The organism is Shewanella sp., from assembly GCF_047975355.1.
GTDB lineage: Bacteria > Pseudomonadota > Gammaproteobacteria > Enterobacterales > Shewanellaceae > Shewanella.
Genome location: NZ_JBKEDJ010000013.1, coordinates 196177 through 218748 on the forward strand (window position 1 = coordinate 196177; position 22572 = coordinate 218748).

19 protein-coding genes are annotated in these 22572 nt (G+C 49.4%); 14 read left to right on the plus strand and 5 right to left on the minus strand.

Translation table 11 applies throughout. The features are described from left to right. Positions 1-100: 100 nt before the first annotated feature. Together norR and ACK5NH_RS06085 are read left to right on the plus strand one after the other, a co-directional pair. On the plus strand, positions 101-1657 hold the full coding sequence (norR, locus tag ACK5NH_RS06080) for a nitric oxide reductase transcriptional regulator NorR (RefSeq protein WP_416918349.1): 1557 nt from the start codon (positions 101-103) through the stop codon (positions 1655-1657). Positions 1658-1828: 171 nt separating this feature from the next. After that, positions 1829-2743 (plus strand): L,D-transpeptidase family protein, encoded by a 915-nt coding sequence (locus ACK5NH_RS06085; RefSeq protein ID WP_416918351.1) that lies wholly within the window; start codon positions 1829-1831, stop codon positions 2741-2743. Between the two features lie 98 nt (positions 2744-2841). Here ACK5NH_RS06085 and ACK5NH_RS06090 read toward each other — a convergent pair whose 3' ends face one another. Continuing rightward, the gene (locus tag ACK5NH_RS06090; RefSeq protein WP_416918353.1) at positions 2842-3669 is read right to left on the minus strand and encodes a M14 family metallocarboxypeptidase; all 828 of its coding nucleotides are present in this window, start codon (positions 3667-3669) and stop codon (positions 2842-2844) included. Positions 3670-3831: 162 nt separating this feature from the next. On the opposite strand from ACK5NH_RS06090, the gene ACK5NH_RS06095 reads away from it, so the two are divergent. Further along, positions 3832-5247, plus strand: a complete 1416-nt coding sequence (locus tag ACK5NH_RS06095; RefSeq protein ID WP_416918355.1) for a M16 family metallopeptidase — start codon at positions 3832-3834, stop codon at positions 5245-5247. Then, entirely contained in the window at positions 5244-6782 is a 1539-nt protein-coding gene (locus ACK5NH_RS06100; protein WP_416918357.1) for a M16 family metallopeptidase, read from the plus strand. The genes ACK5NH_RS06095 and ACK5NH_RS06100 overlap by 4 nt, the downstream gene beginning before the upstream one ends. A 3-nt stretch (positions 6783-6785) precedes the next feature. On the opposite strand, the gene ACK5NH_RS06105 is transcribed toward ACK5NH_RS06100, so the two are convergent. Then, positions 6786-7625, minus strand: a complete 840-nt coding sequence (locus ACK5NH_RS06105) for a bactofilin family protein (RefSeq protein WP_416918359.1) — start codon at positions 7623-7625, stop codon at positions 6786-6788. 229 nt (positions 7626-7854) lie between these two features. Here ACK5NH_RS06105 and zapE point away from each other — a divergent pair, with 229 nt between their 5' ends. Beyond that, the gene (gene zapE / locus ACK5NH_RS06110; RefSeq protein WP_416918361.1) at positions 7855-9057 is read left to right on the plus strand and encodes a cell division protein ZapE; all 1203 of its coding nucleotides are present in this window, start codon (positions 7855-7857) and stop codon (positions 9055-9057) included. A gap of 202 nt (positions 9058-9259) precedes the next feature. On the opposite strand, the gene ACK5NH_RS06115 is transcribed toward zapE, so the two are convergent. Then, entirely contained in the window at positions 9260-10237 is a 978-nt protein-coding gene (locus ACK5NH_RS06115) for a LysR family transcriptional regulator (RefSeq protein ID WP_416918363.1), read from the minus strand. Positions 10238-10373: 136 nt separating this feature from the next. Between ACK5NH_RS06115 and ACK5NH_RS06120 the strand changes: the two genes are divergently transcribed. Next, positions 10374-11333, plus strand: a complete 960-nt coding sequence (locus tag ACK5NH_RS06120) for a sodium-dependent bicarbonate transport family permease (RefSeq protein WP_416918365.1) — start codon at positions 10374-10376, stop codon at positions 11331-11333. Positions 11334-11378: 45 nt separating this feature from the next. On the opposite strand, the gene ACK5NH_RS06125 is transcribed toward ACK5NH_RS06120, so the two are convergent. Further along, positions 11379-12353 (minus strand): diguanylate cyclase domain-containing protein, encoded by a 975-nt coding sequence (locus tag ACK5NH_RS06125; protein ID WP_416918367.1) that lies wholly within the window; start codon positions 12351-12353, stop codon positions 11379-11381. Between the two features lie 59 nt (positions 12354-12412). Further along, positions 12413-15277 carry a bifunctional [glutamate--ammonia ligase]-adenylyl-L-tyrosine phosphorylase/[glutamate--ammonia-ligase] adenylyltransferase gene (gene glnE / locus ACK5NH_RS06130; RefSeq protein WP_416918369.1) on the minus strand — a complete coding sequence of 955 codons (2865 nt, stop codon included), beginning with the start codon at positions 15275-15277 and terminating at the stop codon, positions 12413-12415. Positions 15278-15534: 257 nt separating this feature from the next. On the opposite strand from glnE, the gene ACK5NH_RS06135 reads away from it, so the two are divergent. The 8 genes from ACK5NH_RS06135 to ACK5NH_RS06170 all read left to right on the plus strand — a co-directional run bounded on the left by ACK5NH_RS06135 (position 15535) and on the right by ACK5NH_RS06170 (position 22551). Further along, the gene (locus ACK5NH_RS06135) at positions 15535-16512 is read left to right on the plus strand and encodes a hypothetical protein (RefSeq protein WP_416918371.1); all 978 of its coding nucleotides are present in this window, start codon (positions 15535-15537) and stop codon (positions 16510-16512) included. 15 nt (positions 16513-16527) lie between these two features. Then, a complete protein-coding gene (locus ACK5NH_RS06140; protein ID WP_011623854.1) occupies positions 16528-17427 on the plus strand; it encodes a DUF350 domain-containing protein in 900 nt (299 codons plus the stop codon). 4 nt (positions 17428-17431) lie between these two features. Continuing rightward, positions 17432-19165, plus strand: a complete 1734-nt coding sequence (locus ACK5NH_RS06145; protein ID WP_416918373.1) for a polyamine aminopropyltransferase — start codon at positions 17432-17434, stop codon at positions 19163-19165. Positions 19166-19243: 78 nt separating this feature from the next. Next, complete coding sequence (locus ACK5NH_RS06150) at positions 19244-19657, plus strand: YjfI family protein (protein ID WP_007645549.1); 414 nt, start codon at positions 19244-19246, stop codon at positions 19655-19657. 12 nt (positions 19658-19669) lie between these two features. Next, a complete protein-coding gene (locus tag ACK5NH_RS06155) occupies positions 19670-20359 on the plus strand; it encodes a PspA/IM30 family protein (RefSeq protein ID WP_374911325.1) in 690 nt (229 codons plus the stop codon). 142 nt (positions 20360-20501) lie between these two features. Continuing rightward, positions 20502-21155: a hypothetical protein gene (locus tag ACK5NH_RS06160; protein ID WP_416918376.1), complete on the plus strand. Its 654-nt coding sequence runs from the start codon at positions 20502-20504 to the stop codon at positions 21153-21155. A 106-nt stretch (positions 21156-21261) separates the two neighbouring features. Beyond that, positions 21262-21591, plus strand: coding sequence for a hypothetical protein (locus tag ACK5NH_RS06165; RefSeq protein WP_011623859.1), 330 nt, complete (start codon positions 21262-21264; stop codon positions 21589-21591). A 135-nt stretch (positions 21592-21726) separates the two neighbouring features. Beyond that, on the plus strand, positions 21727-22551 hold the full coding sequence (locus ACK5NH_RS06170; RefSeq protein WP_416918378.1) for an ion transporter: 825 nt from the start codon (positions 21727-21729) through the stop codon (positions 22549-22551). The last annotated feature ends 21 nt before the right edge of the window (positions 22552-22572 follow it).

Here is a 22572-nt window from a genome sequence, read left to right on the forward strand (position 1 = left end):
TTATAGTCATACCGCATTAACGGTTAGCAGTGTCTAAACAACCTGTGTCAATATAACAATCAATGCTATAAATCATAGGAGCCTCGCAGCAGGAGTTTTTATGGCCCTTAGTCAAACCGACCTTACCCGTATCGCCCTCGATATCACCTCAAGTTTAGCCCACAGGGACCGCTTCTCACGCTTGCTCGATACTGTGAGAGCCAACCTACACTGTGACGCGGCAGCGTTACTCACCTTCCATGGACACTATTTTACCCCACTGGCCATCGACGGTTTGAACGAGGATGTGCTCGGTAGACGCTTTATCCTGAATGAACATCCAAGGCTTGAAGCCATCGCCCGTGCGGGAGATATAGTGCGCTTCCCTGCCGATAGTGAACTTGCCGATCCTTACGATGGACAGATCCCCAATCAAATCGGGGCATTGAAGGTCCATGCCTGTATTGGGCTGCCCTTGTTTGCCGATGAGCAGCTTATCGGCGCCGTGACTATCGATGCCTTTAATCCCCTGCAGTTCGATCAATTCAGTAATACCGAGCTGCGCAACTTAAGCGCGATTGCCGCCGCATCCTTAAGCAACGCCCTGCTGGTTGAAAAACTGGAGCGCATGGCACTCAATAGCCACTTGACCCATGTGCAGGAAAATAGCCCTAAGCTTAACCATGAGGCCGAAATCATTGGCAATTCGCCCCAGATGCAAAGCTTAAATCGGGAAATAGAGGTCGTTGCCCATAGCGACCTTAACGTACTGATTTTAGGGGAGACAGGAACAGGCAAAGAATTAGTCGCCCAGGCAATCCATCAAAAGTCGGCGAGAAAGCACAAACCCTTGGTTTATCTCAATTGCGCTGCGCTCCCTGAATCGGTTGCCGAAAGTGAACTCTTTGGTCATATCAAAGGCGCATTTACTGGCGCCATTAGCCATCGCAGTGGCAAGTTTGAAATGGCCGACAAGGGCACACTCTTTCTAGATGAGATTGGCGAACTGCCCCTCACGCTACAGGCCAAGTTGCTGCGGGTTTTGCAATATGGCGACATTCAAAAAGTGGGTGATGATCGCAGCCTTAAAGTCGATGTGCGCATCATTGCTGCCACCAATAAGGATCTGAAGACAGAAGTGCTCGCAGGCCGTTTTAGGGCCGATCTCTACCATAGATTGAGTGTGTTTCCCCTGCTGGTGCCTCCACTGCGGGAGCGCGAGCAGGACATCACCTTATTGAGTGGATTCTTTGCCGAGCGATACCGACAAAAACTCGGGATGAAACAGCTTAATTTCAGCCCCAGTAGTTTAATGCTGCTCAATCAATACGCGTGGCCGGGCAATGTGCGCGAACTCGAACACGCCATCCATAGGGCGACCGTACTGGCGCGAGTATCGGCGCAGGATGGCTGCTGTACCATAGCGCCACAACATTTTGATTTACCCTTTAAACAAAACCCTGTAGAGACAAACGCATCGGCAAGCTTAAGCGTAAACGAAACACAGCATCGCCCGTTAGAAGGAGCCAGTTTAGCCCAAGCGACCGACGCCTTTCAGCGTGACTTCATCAAGCACGTGCTCACGGCGCATAATGGCAATTGGGCCGCCTCGGCCAGAGCCTTAGGACTCGACCCGGGCAATCTACATCGCCTTGCTAAACGCTTAACGCTAAAATAAGTGATAAATACGCCGTACGGATCATATTTCAGTTGAAATAATGGCCAAAATAAGGAAGGATGCGAGCTTCGCGCGCCAGTGCACTTTGCTCGACAATTTGCCTCCCTGTTTTGGGGAGAAAAAGCCGCGTAAAACAGGTTATTTTATTAACAGGAATCGTAGTATCCGCTTATGAGTATGCTCCGCACCACAGCTTTATTATTGACTCTGGTTTTTCCGAGTCTCTCCGCTTTAGCAACGGAATACCCTTTACCGTCTTCGAAGAGTCGGTTAGTTGGCGAAAACCTGTATTACACAGTGCCAGAGGGTAAACATACCCTCGAAGATATTGCCGCTAAATTCCAACTCGGTCTAAGCAACTTGCTGGAAGCAAACCCTGGCGTGGACCCTTTCCTACCAACACCAGGCAGCAAGCTATTAATTCCTCAACAGCTCATTTTGCCAAATGCGCCGCGTGAAGGCATAGTGATCAACGTCGCCGAAATGCGCCTATATTACTATCCAAAAGGCAAAAACACAGTTGAAGTGCTGCCTATCGGTATTGGTCAGATTGGTAAAGATACCCCAGAAAACTGGGTCACCAGCGTGCAACGTAAACGCGCTAATCCGACTTGGACACCAACCCCACGTATTCGTAAAGAATATGCCGCAAAGGGCGAAATTCTGCCTGCGGTATGGCCAGCGGGTCCCGATAACCCTATGGGACTCTACGCGCTCTACATAGGTAACTTGTATGCCATCCATGGTACCAACGCCAGCTTCGGTATTGGTTTACGTGTCAGCCAAGGCTGTGTACGTTTACGCCACGATGACATTGAACACTTATTCAAAACGGTTCCAGTGGGTACCCGAGTACAATTTGTGAACCAACCGATTAAAGCGACCGAAGAGCCCGATGGTAAGCGCTACTTAGCCGTGCATCAGCCACTGTCTCGCACCATTGCAGAGTTTGAATCAGAAGAGCCAGTTTCTCTGACCTTACCGAAAGATATTGCCAAGTTTATTGCCAAGGCCGATACCGATTCAGCGGTGATTAAAAAGCTGCTCGATGAACGTACTGGCGTGCCAACGATTATTAATCAGTAATCGGCAACCAGTAATAGACTGCAGCGGTTGATGCCGCTGCGCCCATAAAAATACCCGCCTAGGCGGGTATTTTTTCAATCGAAATAAAACTTATCGAATCAATCGCATAACGGTGCGCAAAGGGCTAAGAAATGGGTCATTGCCGCGCTATTTGCCAAGACGCGTTGGTCGAAGTTTTGCAATGCTGGGGTTTCGGTACAGGCACCGACACGCGCGCCACTACGCACTAAACACGCCTCAAATGAGGTATCAAAGTGGTTAAAAATCAAGCCATCTTTAACTGGGCAACCATCAATTTCACCATCGGCCGCGATAGGAAAATAACCGCCTAAGGTATCGCGTAAATCGAGACTAAAACGTCCCGGCACTTGGCTTGGTTCGAAGGAATACACATAGGCATCACGGCTCAGAACGTCCTCGTGGCAAGTTAAAATACCGTCTCGGCTCGCACCAATGAGTAATTGCGCGTGTTCTAACAGCAGCTTACCTTCAACAGACGTACTCTCGTTCGCCTTAGGTTTACCGTTTTCAAACACAAAGCCACGGTTGGGATTTTCGCCAAACTTGTTAAATCTATGGCCACGCTTAAAGCCCGTTGGATTCACCAAAGGCAGAATACTCAAGTTCACCCGTTCAAATAAATCCGCTGACGCTTCACTTAAAAAATGCAGCAATCCCCAAGGACCTGCGGATTCTTCACCATGAAACCCAGCGCTGATCAATAACGAAGGTAAGCCAGACTTAGCGGCGGGAGATTGATACAGACTGACACTGTACTTACCGACTTCACCGAGTTTTTTCTCAACCATTCCCAAACGGGACATTTCCTGCTCAAGCTGTAGATAAAAATTATCGATATCAGTGCTTTCACAGTTAAAAATATCGCTTTTCCACTGAAAGGATTCGAACGGAGATCTGCTTACCATATCTTGTACTTATGCCAGAAAAAGAACTGTGCCATCATAGCAGTTCTTTTAAAAAACTGAATGCTATTCAACTGATTTAGATGAAATCAGAGGAGTGGGTTAAGCTGCTCACACAAGCACACGGATGAAAGCCTTCAGAGGGTAATTTAGATAGGATGCTAAATGAGACCATACCTTAGCGGTTATTTCGGCCTAGTTATCGCGTTGCTTAGCCCTTCGCTTAAGGCGCAGTGCCAGATAACGGGCGCCGAGCGCCTGTATCAACTCGAGTCGCAAATTGAGACTTACACTTTAGCCAATGGCCTCACTGTGCACCTCTTGCCGCAAGCGGATAAACATACCTTGACCATTGCCAGCCAATTTAATGTCGGCGCGCGCAATGAGGCCAAGGGCCAAACTGGCTATGCGCACTTATTCGAACACATGCTCTTCAAGGGCAGCGAACAAGCGACCGGTGACAGCTATGCCCAGCAGTTAAGTGCCCTTGGGGCGCGTTTTAACGCCAGCACCCACTTCGATTACACCAATTATTACGTCACTCTACCCAGCCAAGCTCTAGGTTTGGGGTTGTTCCTCGAGGCCGATCGTTTTATTCGCCCTGATTTGAACGAGACTACGGTGAAGAATCAGCAGGAAACCGTGCTCCAAGAAATGGCGCAAACCATAGATAACCAGCCATATGTGCGCAGTGCGATGGAATTTCTGCTGGAGCAGGTGAAGGATACGCCCTACGGCCACGGTATTATTGGCAGTCGTGAGGATATTACCGAGGCGAGTCCCGAGCGTTTAACCGCTTTTCACCGCGCCCATTATCGTCCCGATGCGATGCAGTTATCCCTGGTCGGCAAACTACCCTCCGACATCAAGTCGCTTATAGCACAACACTTTAATGCTTGGCCCACGCCTAATCAGCCCATAGCCGAATTTGATGAACTGACAATCACGCCTAAACCCGTGCATGCAGAGCTTATCGATGAGCGAGGTCCTTGGCCCGGCTTACTGCTCGCCTGGCATACAGTGGGTAAAAATCATCCCGACGCTGCTGCTATTCGCCTGCTCGAAGGCTATTTATTCCAAAATACCCGCAGCGCCATAGCGCAAATCAGCCAGCACGATCCGGCGCAAATGTTGAGTTATTCACTGCCTTTTGAGTTGGAAAATCATGGCATAACCAATCTGATCTTAGTGCCTAGGGCCAAAACCTCCCTCGACGACTTAACGGAAAAGGTTTTAGGCGTGGTTGCCAAAGTGCAGCAGGCACCATTGAACGACACTGAACTGTGCCAACTGAAACAAACTTGGCTGAACAATCAGTTAGCGCAGCTCGATAACACTCAATCACTCGCCACCCTGCTATCCGCCACGGCGAAACAAGACCAAATGCATCCCTTAACGGCCCAATGGCAACGGATTAACTCAGTGACGACAGAAGATCTTCAACGGGTTGCCACGCGATACTTTAGCACCAACATGGTCAGGGTCGACCTGTTACCGCCTTGGTATATCCGCGTTGGCAAGACTTTGCTGGAGTGGCTGCCATCGGGTGTGAGCGATAGCCTTGAGGACGCGGTACTATGATAAAAACGATTCCATTCAGTAGATTGGCAATAGCGCCAACTCTCCTTAAAGGCCTAAAAGCCATGAGCCTTGGCCTTGTCGGTATCACGCTAATGGCCTGCCAACAGACCCAACTTAACTTTACCGCCACTCAAGCGTCCAGTTTGGCAAGTTTCGATACCCATAATCAACTACCGGAGGTGGGGCTGATCCGCCTACCCACAGAATCGGCTTTTATCGATGTGGTGCCCGATGGCCTAACACTCCCCTACCAGCTCCACACAGCAAACAGCAGCCAAGGGCTGAGTAACAGGGTGAGCCTCGTCGCCATCAGCCCCAGCATGCCCTTCGAAAATCCGGATATTTTACAGTTCGCCCTGCAGGAGAAAGCCCGTAGTCTGGCGCTCAACCAACCCGATGCCTGCCTTGAAACCTTCGAGACTCGCGTTACCCTGCACAGTATCAATCTGAGCCTAGCCTGCCCCATGCCGGTTAATCATCTCTACCGCCTATTGATACAGTTTTGGCAAGCCGATGCGTTTAGCGAACATGGAGTGGCAGCGGTCGATATCGACAATATCCGCCGCCAATTAAAACTCAATAAGCACTTGAATGCCTTTAGTGGCGCCGAAATTGATAAAGTCTGGCGCGATAAACTCCTCGGGGTGGCACATCCCTATAATCAGAGCATCAATAATCAGGCTCTGTACGACTCACTCACCTTAAGTGAACTGTCGCAATTGCAGCAGCGCACGTTTGCCCAAGCAAAGTGGCACCTGTTTTTAGAAGGCACAGAGGCTGAAGAAGCCGAGTTTGATCTCAAGCAAAGCCTCGCCCTGTGGCCGGGTGATACAAACTTAAGCTTGTCCACAGTGCCAACTAAAGCAAAATCCCTTAACAGAGCGACGTCGTCGATAAAGCAGTCCCACACTATCTATCTGATTGATGCGTCGGGGAGTGTACAAACTCAGGTACGGATCGGTTATGCCCTCGACGATAAACACTTATCAGCACAAGATATTCCACTCGCTTGCCGCAGTTTAGCCGCCATCTTGGGGCGCAGCTTTTCGGGCCGGCTCTATTACGACTTACGTGAACAGCGGGGCTTAACCTATGGCATTTACGGCCAATGTGCTAATGCGCCGCTCGCCACCAGCATCAAGTTTTATGGCAGTACGGCGATAGAGCACACGGGCGCCTTTGTGGTGGGGATCTTAGATCATCTCAAGCTGCTAGCCTCGACGCCCGCGAGCGATGGGGAAATTGCCGCCCTTAAAACCTATCTGATTGGCGAAGCGCTGTTAACCCAAGACAATCCCAGCCAACGTGAAACCCAGTTTATTCATCAACTCGTGTTGGGATTAGATCCCCAGTCGAACCAAGCGATGAACGCTAAGCTGCAGGACCTCACGCCCGCACAGTTGCAGCAATTAACTCAGCAAGCCTTTAGCGGTGAACCTCTGGTGATTTTACGGGGGGATGTCGATAGGATAACGGCCGATCTCACCCACAAGCTGCCGGGCTGGCAGCTAGAGGTGGTCAAAGTAAACGATTAATTTTTAGAGTTTACCGCTAGGTACATCGCTCGCCGTGCCCTGTTGTAACATCTGGGCATGGCCTTGCTCCATTTGCGCTAAGTCTTCCATGGCGGCGCCAGGCTCCATATTAGGATGCCCTTCGCTTGGGTGTTCTGGATTGCTGCCATCGTGGTAATCCAATGCTATGGCTGAAGCCGTTTGCGTGTCGTTATCGCTTGCTACACCGCTATCCTTGGCGAGCGAGTCATCTTTCACGGGGGATTGCAGCAGAGATTCACTATTCAGAGCATCGCCCTGCGCAGTATTTGCTGTAATGGCCGCTGGTTGACCAAAGGTGCTTAGCCAAGTAGTTAACTTTGCTGGTGTTATGACACTGACCAGCACAATAACGGCGGCCGCGGCGCCATAGGGCAACCATTTGCGCGCACCCGGCTGATTATCCCGAGCATACAAGGCATTGGTCTGAGCGGTTTTGGTATTTTTGGCGCTACCTTCTGGCGCTAAGGTTTGCAATAGCTCGGGTAGATGTTCCAGCTCTTGGCCGATGATGCGCTGACCGATAAATTGCCCGCCTTCATAAATTTCTAATTGGTGGCTAAGCACTTCGCCTTCGACCGTGCCAGAGCTGACAATCACTAATTTATTGCAACGCACCTTGCCGCGAAAAACTCCGCAGACTTTCAGTTCATCACAGCAGAGCTCACCCGAAACTTCACCACCAAGCTCGATCTTAATCTGTCCGGCGCAGCGGATATTCCCCGCTAATTTCCCCGCAACTAATGCCGTGCCCGCCAGTTGCATCTCGCCCTCAATGGAGGTTGAGGCACTGATAAAAGTGACACCATTACCTTTGCTACCCATAGGTTTAATTCCATATCATTATTTTTGTGAAAAAGATGTTAAGTGAAAATACCTGAAGAATAAAGCATTGGATTCCTTTGATATTTGACTTGAGTCGGTTTTAGGTAAGATTTTAGTCCGCTGATTAACTGTGTTAGGCTGGCAAGGTTTTTCAGCAGATTTAGGCTTAACACCTCACACGAAATAAGCCAAAGCTTGCTGCCGCAAAGAGATAACACTGACTCAATTGATGACAAATTCCATGGTCTTAAACCCGCTCACAACGGTAACCGCCCCTCAATCACCTCTGGCCATTTATCAGGCCAAGATCGGCGCCGAGCTAATTGAGGATCCCGCACAGACACAGGCGGTACTCGCCTTAGATAAGCTGTATCAGCAGATTATTGGCCAAACAGACGCTCAGCCAATCAAAGGCTTATATCTGTGGGGTGATGTCGGCCGGGGTAAAACCTTTCTTATGGATTTGTTCTTCGATGCCCTGCCACAACAGGGAAAGCTTAGACTGCACTTTCATCGCTTTATGGCGCGGGTACACCAAGCCTTAAAAGAACATGCCGGGCAGCGCGATCCCCTCAAGCTGATCGCAAAAAATTTAGCGCAGGAGTGCAAGGTACTCTGTTTCGATGAGTTTTTTGTCTCAGACATAGGGGATGCCATGATCCTCGCCGGTTTGTTTGAAACCTTGTTTGCCCAAGGGGTGGTACTAGTTGCCACATCCAACATTCCCATCGAACGCTTATATGAAAATGGCCTCGCCAGACACAGATTTTTACCCTGCATTGCCCTGCTCCAAGCCCATACCCAAATGCTGCATCTGAATGGCGAGCAAGACCACAGGTTGCACGCCTTGAATAACGAACCGTCGGCAGAGGCTATTGCCGCCACCTCAAAGAATATTGGCCTGACTGGCACACTGGATTTCGAGGCTATTTTTACGGCGCTGACGCATGGCGCCCCCGCGTTTGAAACCAGCACGCTGCGCGTTTGTCAGCGGGATATCCCTGTCGTGCGCACCACTGCTGAAGGCCAGCAGCCTTCGGTCGCCTGGTTTGATTTTCATGCCCTGTGCGATGGCCCGCGCTCGCAACTCGACTATATTGAAATTGCGAGCCGATTTAAGGTGTTAATGCTGAGCAATGTGCCCAGACTCGGGGGCGAAGTAAAAGGTTGGATCCGCGCCCGCGGCACTGAAGATGGCACAGGCGACAATCAAGCGGCCGCTACGGGAGAGCGGCAACTGTCCTACGCCGCCAACGATGACCCCGCACGGCGTTTTATCAGCCTTATCGATGAGTTATACGATCAAAGGGTGAGCTTATATTTAAGTTGCGACGTGCCACTGAGTGAACTCTACCAAGGCGGTGCCCTCAGTTTTGAGTTTCGCCGCACCTATAGTCGGCTCATTGAGATGAGCCAGCATAGTATTGAGTGAATCATCACACCAATGACCATGGTTAACATCACGAAGAAAGCGATATCAAGATGAATATTGGTGAATTATCCCAAAAGACTAGGCTTGCGGCGTCGTGGATCCGATTCAAGCCGCACCGAGCCATTTCACAATATTAAAGGCCAGTGCCGACTTATTTTGTCTAAACTGCCCTATCTTCAGTGAAGCACCAAGATGCCTCGTTTCATCCATTAAATCGCTGACTTAACTGCTGAATATCCGCGGCAACCCACTCAGGTTCAATACAGTCGGCAAGTTGGCTTGCCATAAACGACACCAACTGCATAGCGGCATAGGGTAAACGCCTGTCTCTGCGCCCCACCAGATACCAGTTACTCTCCAGTGGAAATCCGTTCACCGATAATACTGCTGGTTTTTCACGGCCTTCCTGCAAAGTGTGGGCCGAAATCACCGATAAACCTAAGCCCGACGCCACGCTTAAACGAATCGCCTCGTTGCTCTCAATTTGCATAGTGTCGCTCAAGGCTATCCCTTGGGCGCTACACCAAGACTCAAACATCAGCCGTGTGGCTGAGCCCGGCTCGCGCATGATAAAGCGCTCTTGTTTCAACTCGCTAAAGTTGAGATGTTGGCACTTAACCGCCCAATGATCCTTAGGGGCTATCAGTTGCAGCGGATTTTTAATGATCCGCGCCGATAACACATGCTCACCACTTGGCGGATGACTAAAGAGATATAAATCATCTTCTTGGCGCTCGAATCGCCCCAAAATATGCGCACGATTGCCAATATTTAGGGTGACTTTGACCTGCGGAAATTGGCGATAGAAGGCCCCTAGAATCCGAGGCATCACGTATTTTGCCGTAGTCACTAGACCGATATTGATATGGCCCACACTGCCGCCCCTCGCCTGCTGGATAAAGGCATCAAAGTCTTCAAAACGACTCAAGGTATCGCAGGCGACCCGATAGAGCTCTTGCCCGACTAAGGTCGGCTGCATTCGCCCCTCTGCGCTTACCAACAGAGGTTCACTCAAAATATCCGCCAATTTCTTCAGTTGTAGCGAGACCGTCGGCTGGGTGAGATGCAAGGCGCGCGCGGCGGCCGAGATATTGCCAAGCCTAACCACCTGCACATACACCTCGAGCAAACGAAAGCTTAAGTGCCGAAGTTTAAGTTGGCCTTGGGATGATTTATCCATAGATTTTTATCTATACCTAATCTGCAAACAATTTATTTTTCAATATAGCGAATTGGGTTCAGAATCTCCAGCCATCGATGCCCGTGGAACTTTCTCGGCGCATTATTCTGTTGATGTCGTTATTAATGAGATACTTATGCCAGATATTGTCATTGCGTTTTTCGCCTTAGGTTTACTCGCCGGTTTAGTCAAATCCGACCTTAAGGTTCCCCCCGCCATCTACGAAACCCTATCGATTTTGTTAATGCTGACCTTAGGGCTCAAGGGCGGTATGGCGCTGCACGGTCATACCCAAAACCTAGTGATCACTGAATTGGTTGCTGTGGTCGCCTTAGGCTTACTGATCCCCTTAGTGCTTTACCCTGTGCTGACGCGCTTAGTGCAACTCGGTCGAACCGATGCTATTAGTATCGCCGCCCATTATGGTTCGGTGAGCGCGGGTACCTTCGCCGTTGTCCTCGCCATGGTAGAAAAATCAGGGATGGCATTAAGGCCCGAAACGACCTTGTATCTTGTGCTGCTCGAGCTGCCCGCGATTGTGATTATGCTTTGGCTGCACAGATACTTAAGTGCAAAACAATCGGGGCAAGATGCCAAGCCTAATGCCCATCAATCGAGCATACTGCACGAAGCCTTAACCAGCCGTGGCGTGGTGCTATTAGTCGGCGGTGTCATTATAGGTTGGCTCTATGGTCCGACAGGACTTGCCCCAATCACACCCGTCTTGATTGGTGGCTTTAAAACCCTATTGGCGCTGTTTTTACTAGAGATGGGCTTAGTTACTGCAAAAGTTTGTTTGCCTTTGCCACTCCAGCAATGGCGCTTATTAGTGTTTGCCGCAGCGACACCTTTTATCTTGGCCTGGTTAGGCATTGCTGTGGGTTTATGGTTAGCACTACCTGCTGGAAGTATCCTAGTGCTTGCGGCCTTAAGTGCCAGCGCCTCTTATATTGCCGCACCTGCGGCGATACGCGCCGCTATTCCCGAGGCGAATATTGGACTTGCTATGCTGGCATCACTTGGCATTACCTTCCCTGTAAACGTGTTAATTGGCTTGCCTTTGTACCAACACTGGGTAATGCAAATTACGGGATAAAGCTTTTATAAGGGAGACTCATGTCTCCCTTTTTTATATTAAAAGCTAAGGCTTATGCGAGTGATGGACTGCTTTCTCTCGATACATGGCTCGGTCAGCCATATCAAGTAAATCATCGAGATTGATATCAGACTCAGGCGACCAATGGGCAATGCCGATACTAGTTGCTAGAGGACGCAGCTCAGGATGCTGTTGATTATATTGGGTAAGTAATAGTTTAAAACGCTCAATGGCAAAATTAACAGTGTCACGATGTACAAAGCTTAACAGCACCACAAACTCATCACCGCCGAGTCGTGCAATAACATCGGACTCCCTAAAAGCCGCCATCAAAATATGGGCAAAATCATAGAGCAATTGATCGCCCTTGCGGTGGCCAAAACCATCATTAACCTCCTTAAAAAAGTCGAGATCAAAAAACACTAAGGCCGCCTCGGCATTCGTACGATGGCAACTTGCCAACGATTGATAAGCAAGCAACTCAAACCCACGGCGATTGGAGATCATGGTCAGTGGATCTAAGGTATTTTGCGCGATAGAGAGCAACTCAGCCTCAACCATCTGGCCGAGATCCGTTAAGGTTTCAATATCATCACCGCTAAATTCCCGAGGCTCATTGCCGATTAAGCACAGTGTCCCGACTCGATACTCCCCATGAATAGTTAAGGGATAACCCGCATAAAAACGAATATGTGGCTGTTCAGTAACTAATGGATTATCGTGGAAGCGTGAATCCTTCAAGGCATCGTTAACAATAAAAATACCGTTGTGATTAATTGCATGGGCGCAGAGGGAAATATCCCTAGGCGTTTGTTCTACTACTTCTAAACCTTGACGGGATTTAAACCACTGGCGATTGGCGTCTACTAAAGTCACAAGACAAATGGGAAGCGCAAAGATCCGCCGAGTAAGACGAGTGATACGATCAAACCTTTCCTCGGCATCGGTATCGAGTATATTCAACGCCCTTAGGGTGGCTAAACGTTGTAACTCATTCTCAGGAATAGGAGGTAGTTGCATAGTACACTCCGCCAATGGCTCTCTAACAAGCTTAGACTAACTGCAAAGCTCACGCGGTCCTACTCAAGTATGGTCTGATAGATAGTTAGTATCCTTTCGGCATGAGCTGCCACCTCATCGTAGGCTAACTTACCTGATTTTTGCTGTAGGGTTAGACGGTGATTTTCATCCCTTAACCAACAATAACTTTGGGTTAAATGCTGCGCGCTCATCAGCGGCAAAAGCTCAAGCTCGGCCAGCACACCAAAGATACGCACGTTATCAGACCAAATTGACAACTCGGGATACTCATGGGCATTGGCAAGCACTAAATATTGGGCGATAAACTCAATGTCCGTGATCCCGCCAGGGCTCTGTTTTAGGTCAAATTCGCCTTCGCTGACCTTGAGTAAATGGTCGCGCATCTTCTGGCGCATTTCACGTACGGCCTTTTTCAGCTCGTCCTTGTCCCTTGGCTGCTCAAGCACTGATGCGCGGATCTGACTAAATTTGGCGGCTAAACTATTATCGCCAAATACAAAACGTGAACGCACTAAGGCTTGATGTTCCCAGGTCCACGCCTCCTGCGCTTGATACTCACCAAAGCGCGCAATCTCACTCACCATTAAGCCCGATGCGCCAGACGGACGCAGGCGCATGTCCACTTCATACAACTCACCCGAGGTGGTTCGGGTCGAGAATAAGTGCAGAATACGTTGGGCCAGTTTCAAATAAAAATGACCTATTTCTATTGGTCTATCACCATTGGTTAAGCTATTGGCCATGTTTTCGGGCGCTTCATAGAGGAAGACCAAATCCAGATCCGAACCATACCCGAGTTCGATGCCGCCTAATTTGCCGTAGCCTATGACTGCAAAGCCTGTGTCGTTGCCTTCTTCAAGATAACTGGGCACACCATGGCGCACTGCCACTTGCTGCCACGCCTGCATCACCACTTGCTCGATAATGGCTTCAGCCAAGAAGGTTAAGTGATCGCTCACCTGCATCACAGGTAAAACGCCTGTCACATCTGCGGCGGCAATTTTCAGTTGTTGTGACAACTTAAACTGGCGCAGCGCCTCCATTTGCTGCTCCATATCATCCTCAGGTACTCGCAGCAGATATTGGCGCAACTCACTGGGATAATCATCGAGCGAGGTTGTATCGTACAGATGCGCAGGGTCGATAAGCTCATCGAGCAACATAGGGAATTTAGCGAGCTGCGCCGCAATCCAGGGACTGGCGCAGCACAGGCTCACGAGCTGTTGCCGTGCGCCGGGATTTTCGCACAATAACTCAAGATAGGTCGTGCGCGTGAGAATTTGCTCCAGCACCTTTGAGACGGGCTCGAAGGCCGCTGAAGGGCTCGGCTGATTGAGTAACTCGTCGAGCAACCTTGGCATTAATTTATCCAGGGTCTCACGGCCACGGGGACCAATCGAGCGTTTCGTCACTGTGTCGCGCCAGCTACTGAGCATAGGCCAGAGTTTATCGTCGTCAATCTGCTGCTCGGCTAGGAGGTTAATCGCGTGGTCGTCCTGCTGCACATTCCACAGCTGCGCAGTCCAATGTTCTGCTTTTTCTTCGCCCTCTTCACCGCCAACGGTGGCTTTAAAATGACGATGAATTTTCGCCATCGCCGCCTCGATATGAAAGCGGAGATCGGTTTCGTTGGTCATATCCAACACTGCGCAAAGTCTTGCCCAATCGAGGGGATTATTTGGCAGAGTTTGGGTTTGCTTATCATCAATCGCCTGTAACAGGTTCTCGACCCGGCGCAGTAATAAGTAGCTGTGTTTTAGCTCATCGACCGCTAAGTATTCAAACTGTCCAAGGCTGTAAAGGGTATCCATTGCACCGAATAGGCTCTGCTGGCGCAGGGCTGGCTCACGACCGCCGCGGATCAGCTGGAAGCTTTGCACCACGAACTCTACCTCACGTATCCCGCCAGCACCGAGTTTAATATTGTCGGTTAACTGACGGCGACGCACCTCTTGGGCAATGAGTTGTTTCATTTTACGCAGGGATTCAATCGCCGAAAAGTCGATATAGCGGCGATAAACAAAGGGGCGCAGTAAGCTGTGTAATTCGTCGGAAAAATGGTTCCAAGGCCCAAGCGAACGGGCTTTGACCATGGCATAGCGTTCCCAGTCGCGCCCTTGCTCTTGGTAATAATCTTCAAGGCCACTAAAACTCACCACCAATGGACCGCTCTCGCCGTAGGGACGCAGGCGCATATCGACGCGGAACACAAACCCATCGACGGTAATTTGGTCGAGTAAATTAACTAGCCGCTGCCCCATACGGATGAAAAACTGTTGATTATCGAGGCTTCGGCGCCCACCCACGGTTTCGCCATGTTCAGGGAAGGTAAAAATAAGGTCGATATCGGAGGAAAAGTTAAGCTCACGCCCACCGAGCTTGCCCATGCCCAAAATAAGCAAAGGCTGCGGATTGCCCGCCTTATCCATTGGCGTGCCATATTGGGCACACATTTCTTTATAGAGCCAATCCCTTGCACCTATCACTAACGCTTCGGCGAGTGCCGAGAGGTCTAACAGTGATTCTTCTAAGCTGGCGTAATCTAAAAAGTCACGCCAGGCTAAACGCACCATTTGATAATTGCGGAATCGGCGTAACTCGCGTTTTGCCAGCTCTTCAGTCGCCGCATTGCTTAGCTGCTCGTGTAATTGGGCATCAAAGGTTTGCCGCTCCACTTGCTGCAATTCACCCGCGAATAAAGTGTTAATCCACTCGGGTGACCGAGTTAACTGCGCTGCGATATAATCGCTTAATCCTAAAACGTTTTTTAGTTCCTGCTGCTGCGCAGGCGTTAAATTTGCAAGACCTTCTGACCATACTTCGGCGAGGCGCGCCCAATGCCGCTCTGCGGCTTGATTGATGAGGGGAGACAATGACTTATTACTGTCTTTTTGTACGGCCATAATAATCCCTAACAAATTTAAACGTCGACATATTATGTCGCAAATGATATAGAATGAAGTCAGATCAGGTTTGATGCCTTTGCCATGCCTCAAGGCAAATTTCCCGCCATGGCAAACGCAAACTCAACCCAAAAGAAGGTGATCCCCTCTTTCTTGGCTGTTTAGGGTACTATAACCTGTGAGGCAAACATATTGGGCAAATAGATTATTATTGTCCGCCCATATTTGAGTTTTATTTCAACACTTTTGGAGAAAACATGGCAGGAATGCTAATGCGGGTTCTCACGTCGATGCTCATTTTGGCAGCGACCCTATCGCTTACGGGTTGTGGCGATGACAGGCCTGAGAAAATTGAGAAGTATCAACAGCTCACGCAGCAGCGCCTCTCGACACTCAATACCATGCTCGAGGACGGTCAGATACGTAACGCCAATCTGCTCAAGCAATACAGCAGTTTGCTCAAACAACAAAAGCCCGATTTCGCGCCATTAGTGGATGAATTAGCCAAGGATGCAACCGCCGAAGGGCCAATGTATACCTCGCTGAAGCGCCGCTTAGCTGATGCCAAAAACTCGGCCAACTTTACCGATCTCGACCAGCAACTCGCCGAGGTTGAGAACCTTTATCAAGCGGCCGATCCCAGCCTGTATAACGACATGCTTTCCGATCCGGTGAACGTGATTGCCGATATGTCGGAGGGTAAGCTTGCTCGCGTCAATGCGATTAGCCGTGAAGCGGCGGCCCTTGCCAATAATGCCGAAGATTTTGGCCCTGGTAGCCAACTAGTGGGTAACCCTGCCTATGGTAGCTGGCAAACGGACTCTAGTGGCATGTCTTTCTGGGCTTGGTACGGCATGTATTCGATGTTTTCCAATATTTTCCAGCGTCCCATTTATTACGACCGTTGGTCGGGTAACCGTGGGTACAGCTATTACAACGACGTAGGTCGCTATCGCTACACTTCGCCAAAACAAGCACAGGCGCAGGAAAAAACCTTCGAGCAGACTAAAAAACGTTTCGATTCTCAAGGGAAACGCTTCGACAGCCCCTATTCAAAATCGCGCACGGGTGCCACGGCTCTCTCCCGTGAGAGCAGCAGCGCGCCTAAAACCAATACCACAGCGAATAAGTCGAGCGCGCAGTCTGGCAGTAAATTCCGCTCAAATTATTCTAAAGACAGTAGCTTCCGTAATTCCAGCAACCGCACGACCCGCAGTGTGCGCCGAGGCAAGTAAACTAAAGGATCTCCCATGACATTATTTCAGGATTTCGGTATCACACCAGAGCTAGTCACTATACTGGCAATTGACCTCACTATTGCGGTTATCTTATTGACATTAATGCGTTATTTGCAGGGTTGGAGCGTAAGAGTCAACAGCAGTAAAGAGCTGGCCGAACGCGATAACTTTGCCTTTGGGATCAGCACCGCCGGCGCTGTTGCCGCACTCGGCATAGTGCTGACCGGTGCTATTACTGGCGCTGCTGCCCCCTCCTATTTAACCGAAGCTATCGGCATGAGCGCCTACGGGTTATTTGGTTTAGTGCTGATTAAACTCGGACGTTTTTTACACGACAAAATCGCGCTAAATGAATTAGATAAGAACCAGCAAATCCTTAAAGGCAACGTGTCTGTCGCCATTGTGGATGCGAGCGCTGCCATCGCTACCGCGATCATTATTCGAGCCGTCCTGCTATGGGCCGAGGATTTAACACTCGACACCTTTATTGCCATCTTCAGCGCCTTTGCGATTTCGCAGTTGATGCTAGTGCTACTCACCCGTCTACGCGAAAAACGCTTCGCGAGTCGTAATCAAGACTCTTCCATGCAGCAAGCACTCGCCCAAGGCCACACGGCATTAGCCATTCGCCACGCAGGCTTTATGATCGCCATGGCGTTAAGCTTTAATGCCGCGAGTCATTTTATCTTGTTCAACCCAACCGCCTATGTGACTAACATCATCGGCTGGTTAGTCTTCTCCATCATCATGTTGGTGGTACTGACACTGCTGCTGTTTGTGATCAAAAAGCTAGTGCTGGCACGAATCGATTTAGCGGATGAAGTTGAAAGACAGCACAACATTGGTATCGCTGCCGTAGAAATGGCCATCAGTATTGCTATCGCACTTATTCTCACGGCCCTAATGGCGTAATCCAATGCACGAATCCCAAAAAACCAGCTCGGCGACTCAAACGGTAAAAACGAGTCGCCTGAGCTGGTTCGATGATGTCCTACTATTGGGCATTATGGCCGTACTTGCTGGGTGCGGCCTGATCTACGAATACCTGTTGTCCCACTACGCTGGCCGGATCTTAGGCGCCCTAGAGGCCGCCATTTACACTATGATTGGCCTGATGATCGTCTCCATGGGCCTTGGTGCCTTTGCCGCACGCAAAATTAAAGATGCGTTTACCGGCTTTGTGGTGCTCGAACTCACGGTCGCACTCTGCGGTTCACTGGCGATTTTAATTACAGCTGCCGTGATAGGTTTTGGTCAGCAACTACCGATGCTTATCGCCTCCACCTTAGGTTTACCACCGGATCAACTGCCCGAAGGTGGCATGATTGGCTCGCTGCAAAAGCTGAGCGAACATCTGCCCTATGTCTGGGGCGTTTTGCTCGGCTTGATGATCGGGATGGAAATTCCGCTAATCGCGAGAGTTAGGCAATCCCTGTCTGATGAACACTTACTGCATAATGCCGGCACCATTTATGGCGCCGACTACATTGGCGCAGGCATTGGTGCGGCCATTTGGGTCGGCTTTATGCTGGCCATCGATATTCAACTCGCCGCCGCGCTGACCGCCAGCTTTAACTTGCTAGCAGGCTTTGTGTTTATCTGGCGTTTTTGGCCCAAGATCCAAAGAGCAAAATTATTGCTCGCAGGGCATTTTGTGGTCACGGGTGTATTATTATTGCTCGCCATTCAGGGGCCGAGTTGGGAGAAGCAGTTCAACAATCTGCTCTATAAAGACAAAGTGGTTTACGCTAAGGCCACGCGTTTTCAACAACTCACCTTTACCGAGCGCTTACGTGGCAATGGCCTCTCCCCCATATACTCTTTGTATATCAATGGCCGATTACAGTTTTCGAGTATCGATGAGCATATCTACCATGCGTTTTTAGTTCACCCAACGCTTGCGGCCAGCGCTCGCCACAACAAGGTATTAATCATTGGTGGTGGTGATGGACTGGGCCTAAAGCAAGTGCTGCGTTGGGAGCCTGAGCAAGTGACCTTGCTCGATCTTGATGCCGCATTGGTGCAACTCTTTAAAACGCCCGATACGGATATGCCTAAGCGTCTAAGCCAAGCCCTGTTAGCCCTCAATGGCAATGCCTTTAACGATCCTCGCGTTAAGGTGATCCACGACGATGCCTTTAATGGTGTCGATAAACTGATTGCCGCAGGGGACAAATACGATGCGATTATTGTGGACTTGCCCGATCCTAGCCATCCCGATTTAAATAAGCTTTACTCGGATTATTTCTATCGCAAGCTCAAGGAACTAATGAGCGGTGATGGCGCTCTGACAGTACAGTCAACCTCGCCCTATCACGCGCAAAAGGCCTTTATCTCGGTAGCAAAAACCTTGGTATTAGCGGGATTTGACGTGAAACAGTATCACCATAATGTCCCAAGCTTTGGAGAATGGGGCTGGAGCATTGCCACTCTATCTGGAAAGGATGCTCAGCATCGCCTAGGCGAGCTGACAACACTACCGATAGCGGATGACTGGTTAACCTTAGGTTTAGTCAAAGGAGCCTTTGAATTTCCAGCCAATTTTTATCAGGACGCCGCAAGTATTAAGCCTAACGAACTGGGTTCGTTACAGTTGTACCATTATCATCAACAGGCATGGTCCGAAACCCAAGGACTGGATCTTTTTTAACGGATAAAGATAGTGCTTGACATATTATGTCTCGGTGCTATCTTTGAACACAGACATAATATGTCAATAAGGACAAATATGAATATCCATACTCTTGCTAATCACCTCAACAGCCTTGGCAATAACAGCCAGACCGGCTTCCAATTCGATTGCTATCCAATTGATGGTGAAGTCGAAGTGTTGCAAGTAAATGTGGTCGGCCGTGAAGAAATCCCGGTATTCGTATCGGTTACGGACAACCAAATTCTCTGCATCAGTTACCTGTGGGGCGAGAACGAAGTAAACCAAGAACGTCGCAGCGAAATGTTTGAAACCATGCTCGAATTAAACATTCCAATGCCACTGTCAGCCTTTGCCAAAATTGATGACAAATACGTGGTTTACGGCGCGCTCTCTCTGCAATCTAGCATGCTCGAAATCGAGCAAGAGTTAGCAGTCTTATCCGATAACTGCTTAGAAGTTATCGATGAAATGGTCGACTATCTGAAATAAGGAGCCACAATTATGGGCATTCTGAACAAAATTTTAACAGCGTTTCGCGGTGGAGCCACCGAAGTTGGCCAAAGCATCGTAGACGCAAACTCAACCCGTATTTTCGAACAGGAAATCCGTGATGCCGAGAAACACTTAACCAACGCTAAGCGCGAACTGACCGACGTGATGGCAAAAGAAATGCAAGCCAGCCGTGAAGTTGACCGCTTAAAGCGCTCAATTGCCGAACACGAAGGCTATGCAACGCAAGCTTTAGATAAAGGCAACGAAGCCTTAGCCATTGAAGTGGCTGAAAAAATTGCTCAATTAGAACAAGAGCTAGCTGAGCAGCAAAGCGCCAATGATAGCTTCAGCGCCCATGCAGTACGTCTGAAAGATTTAGTGAAGAAAACCGAGCGTCAACTGTCTGATTATCAACGCCAGTTAAGCATGGTTAAAACCACCGAAAGCGTACAAAAGGCGACGGCGACCATTACCGACTCTTTTGCCTCAAGCAACTCTAAGCTGCTCAATGCCAAAGATTCATTAGAGCGTATCAAGGCGCGTCAACAACAGTTTGACGACAGATTGAAAGCCGCAGAAACCTTAGCCGAAGAAGGCAGCGATAAATCATTGCAGGCCAAATTAGCCGAGGCAGGCATTGGTGAACAAAAATCGAATGCTAACGCCGTGCTAGAACGTATCAAGGCACGTAAAAGCTAATTCATGATTGACCAAACGCCGAGCACCGATGGGACCATCACCCCCTATTGTGCTCGGCTTTTTTGTTTTAGACACGCGGATATGTCCAATCAGCCACTCATGGGGTGAGCTTTGGCATGGTGCGCACTGTTTAGGAGCGAATATGGGATTTTTTAACAGTATTTTTGGTAAAAAGGCGCCGCCAGCGCGTGAACTCAATCATCCCTCTGCGCTCAAGATCGGCGATATGATCTCCATCGACAATAGTTTTGCTCTGCCGCCACAATTGCGCGGTCAACAACTGAAAGTCGAAGCGGTGAATACCTATGAGTATGAACGCAATCAGCAAACCGAGTGGGTGCTAAAAGGTCATGGTAGCGAGACGCTATTTTTGAGTCTTGAAGAAGACGATGAAACTTACCTCGCCTTCTCCCTTAAAATTACCCGCGCACAGGTGGAACAGTTATTCGATTTAGAGCAATTCAGTACCCTGTTCGATGAACCAGGCCACGCCGAACTCACCACCCAAGAGTTATCGCCACTGCTAGCCGAGCAACTCGAACAATGGCTGGGTAAGCAATACCATCAAGTGACCTTTGCGCTGTTTGGCTATTTTCACCGCGAAGACTACCGCGGCCTAAAACCACCGCAGGATGCCAATGGTGCAACCGGCGAGCCCTTCGAATATTATTTACTGCTCGATGATGACGAAAGCCGCGCGGTAGAAGTCGAAGTGTATGAGGGTGGCGATACCGATGTGGTACTGACCTTATACCGCCCCTTGTCGGACATTCGCGACTACTGGCCCGGTCAGTAAGCGTTGGCATACGATAAAGTGTGCGACTCGCACTTTATCGCTAAGCCATTACAATCCCAATTAAATTCGCTCGAAATGTACGGTTGATAGCAACAGGTAACGCCTAATGAGTAAAACGAAACACCCTCTCCCAGAGCAATGGCAAAAGAACCAGCAAGCCGCAAAAGCGACGCAAGTGGCCTTCGATCTCGATGAAAAGTTTCAATATTCTATTCGTAAAGCCGCGCTCGATGCGGGTGTCAGCCCTTCCGATCAGATCCGTACCATTTTAGGCCTAAGTGTTTCAAAACGTCCGACTCGCCCCCGCTTAACCGTCTCACTTAACGCCGATGATTATGTACAACTCGCTGAAAAATATGGTCTTAGTGCAGATGCACAGCTTGAAATTAAACGTCGAGTGCTAGAAGATCTAGTACGCTTTGTCGCTGAAGATTAATCGGTCGACTCCCATTTAAGCCATTAAAGCGCCTGACACACCTAAGTCGGGCGATTTATCACAAAGTTAATTTACTCATAGCGTAAACTCTTTTACCTTAGACATTCGCCTTAAAACACAGGGATCATGTTAGGCATGACAGATAAAACCCCTTGGTCGCTCCGTTCTCTGGGGAATCCATCTCCCTTCGAATTCGCTATGATGCTGCTATCGTTATTGTCGGTCATCATAGTGCTGGTGATGACCTTTGGCCGCCTCGACAAAGAAACCTATCGTTTACTTTTTTTTATCGATACCACGATTTGCATGATTTTTATGGTCAACTTTTTCGTTGGCTTGTTCCGATCGCGGGATAGACTCTTTTATCTGCGCCATCATTGGATCGATTTCATCGCCAGTATTCCCGCCATCGAGGCACTGCGTATCGCGAGGGTGTTCCAAATTCTGCGGGTGATCCGTTTAATCCGCATGAGCCGTTCTTTCCTTATCCCGTTGATAAAGCAGCGCAAACAAGCCACTCTCGCTAGCTTGCTTGTGGCTATGGTGACCATTTTAACCTTCGCTTCTATCATCATTCTGATCGTCGAAAGCGGTACCGAAGGTGCTAACATTCAAACCGCCGAGCAGGCTATTTGGTGGGCCTTAGTGACGATTTCGACCGTGGGTTATGGGGATTACTATCCCGTCAGCACCGCAGGACATATTGTGGGTGGGATCGTCATTGTCAGTGGCGTGAGCTTTTTCGGGGTGATTTCGGGTTATATGGCATCAGTATTTGTCACCCCCGATGAGAGCGAGCGCCAAGAACGACAGGACGCCCATAAGGCTGAAATTAAAACCGAACTTGAAATGGCACTTGCCAGAATGGAAGAAAATCAGCGGCAGATGGAACAAAATCAGGCGCAGATGTTGGCAAAAATTACCGAGTTAAAACAAGCTATAGAAGCGAAAAAAGGTTAGGAGCTACCTCCTAACCTCCAT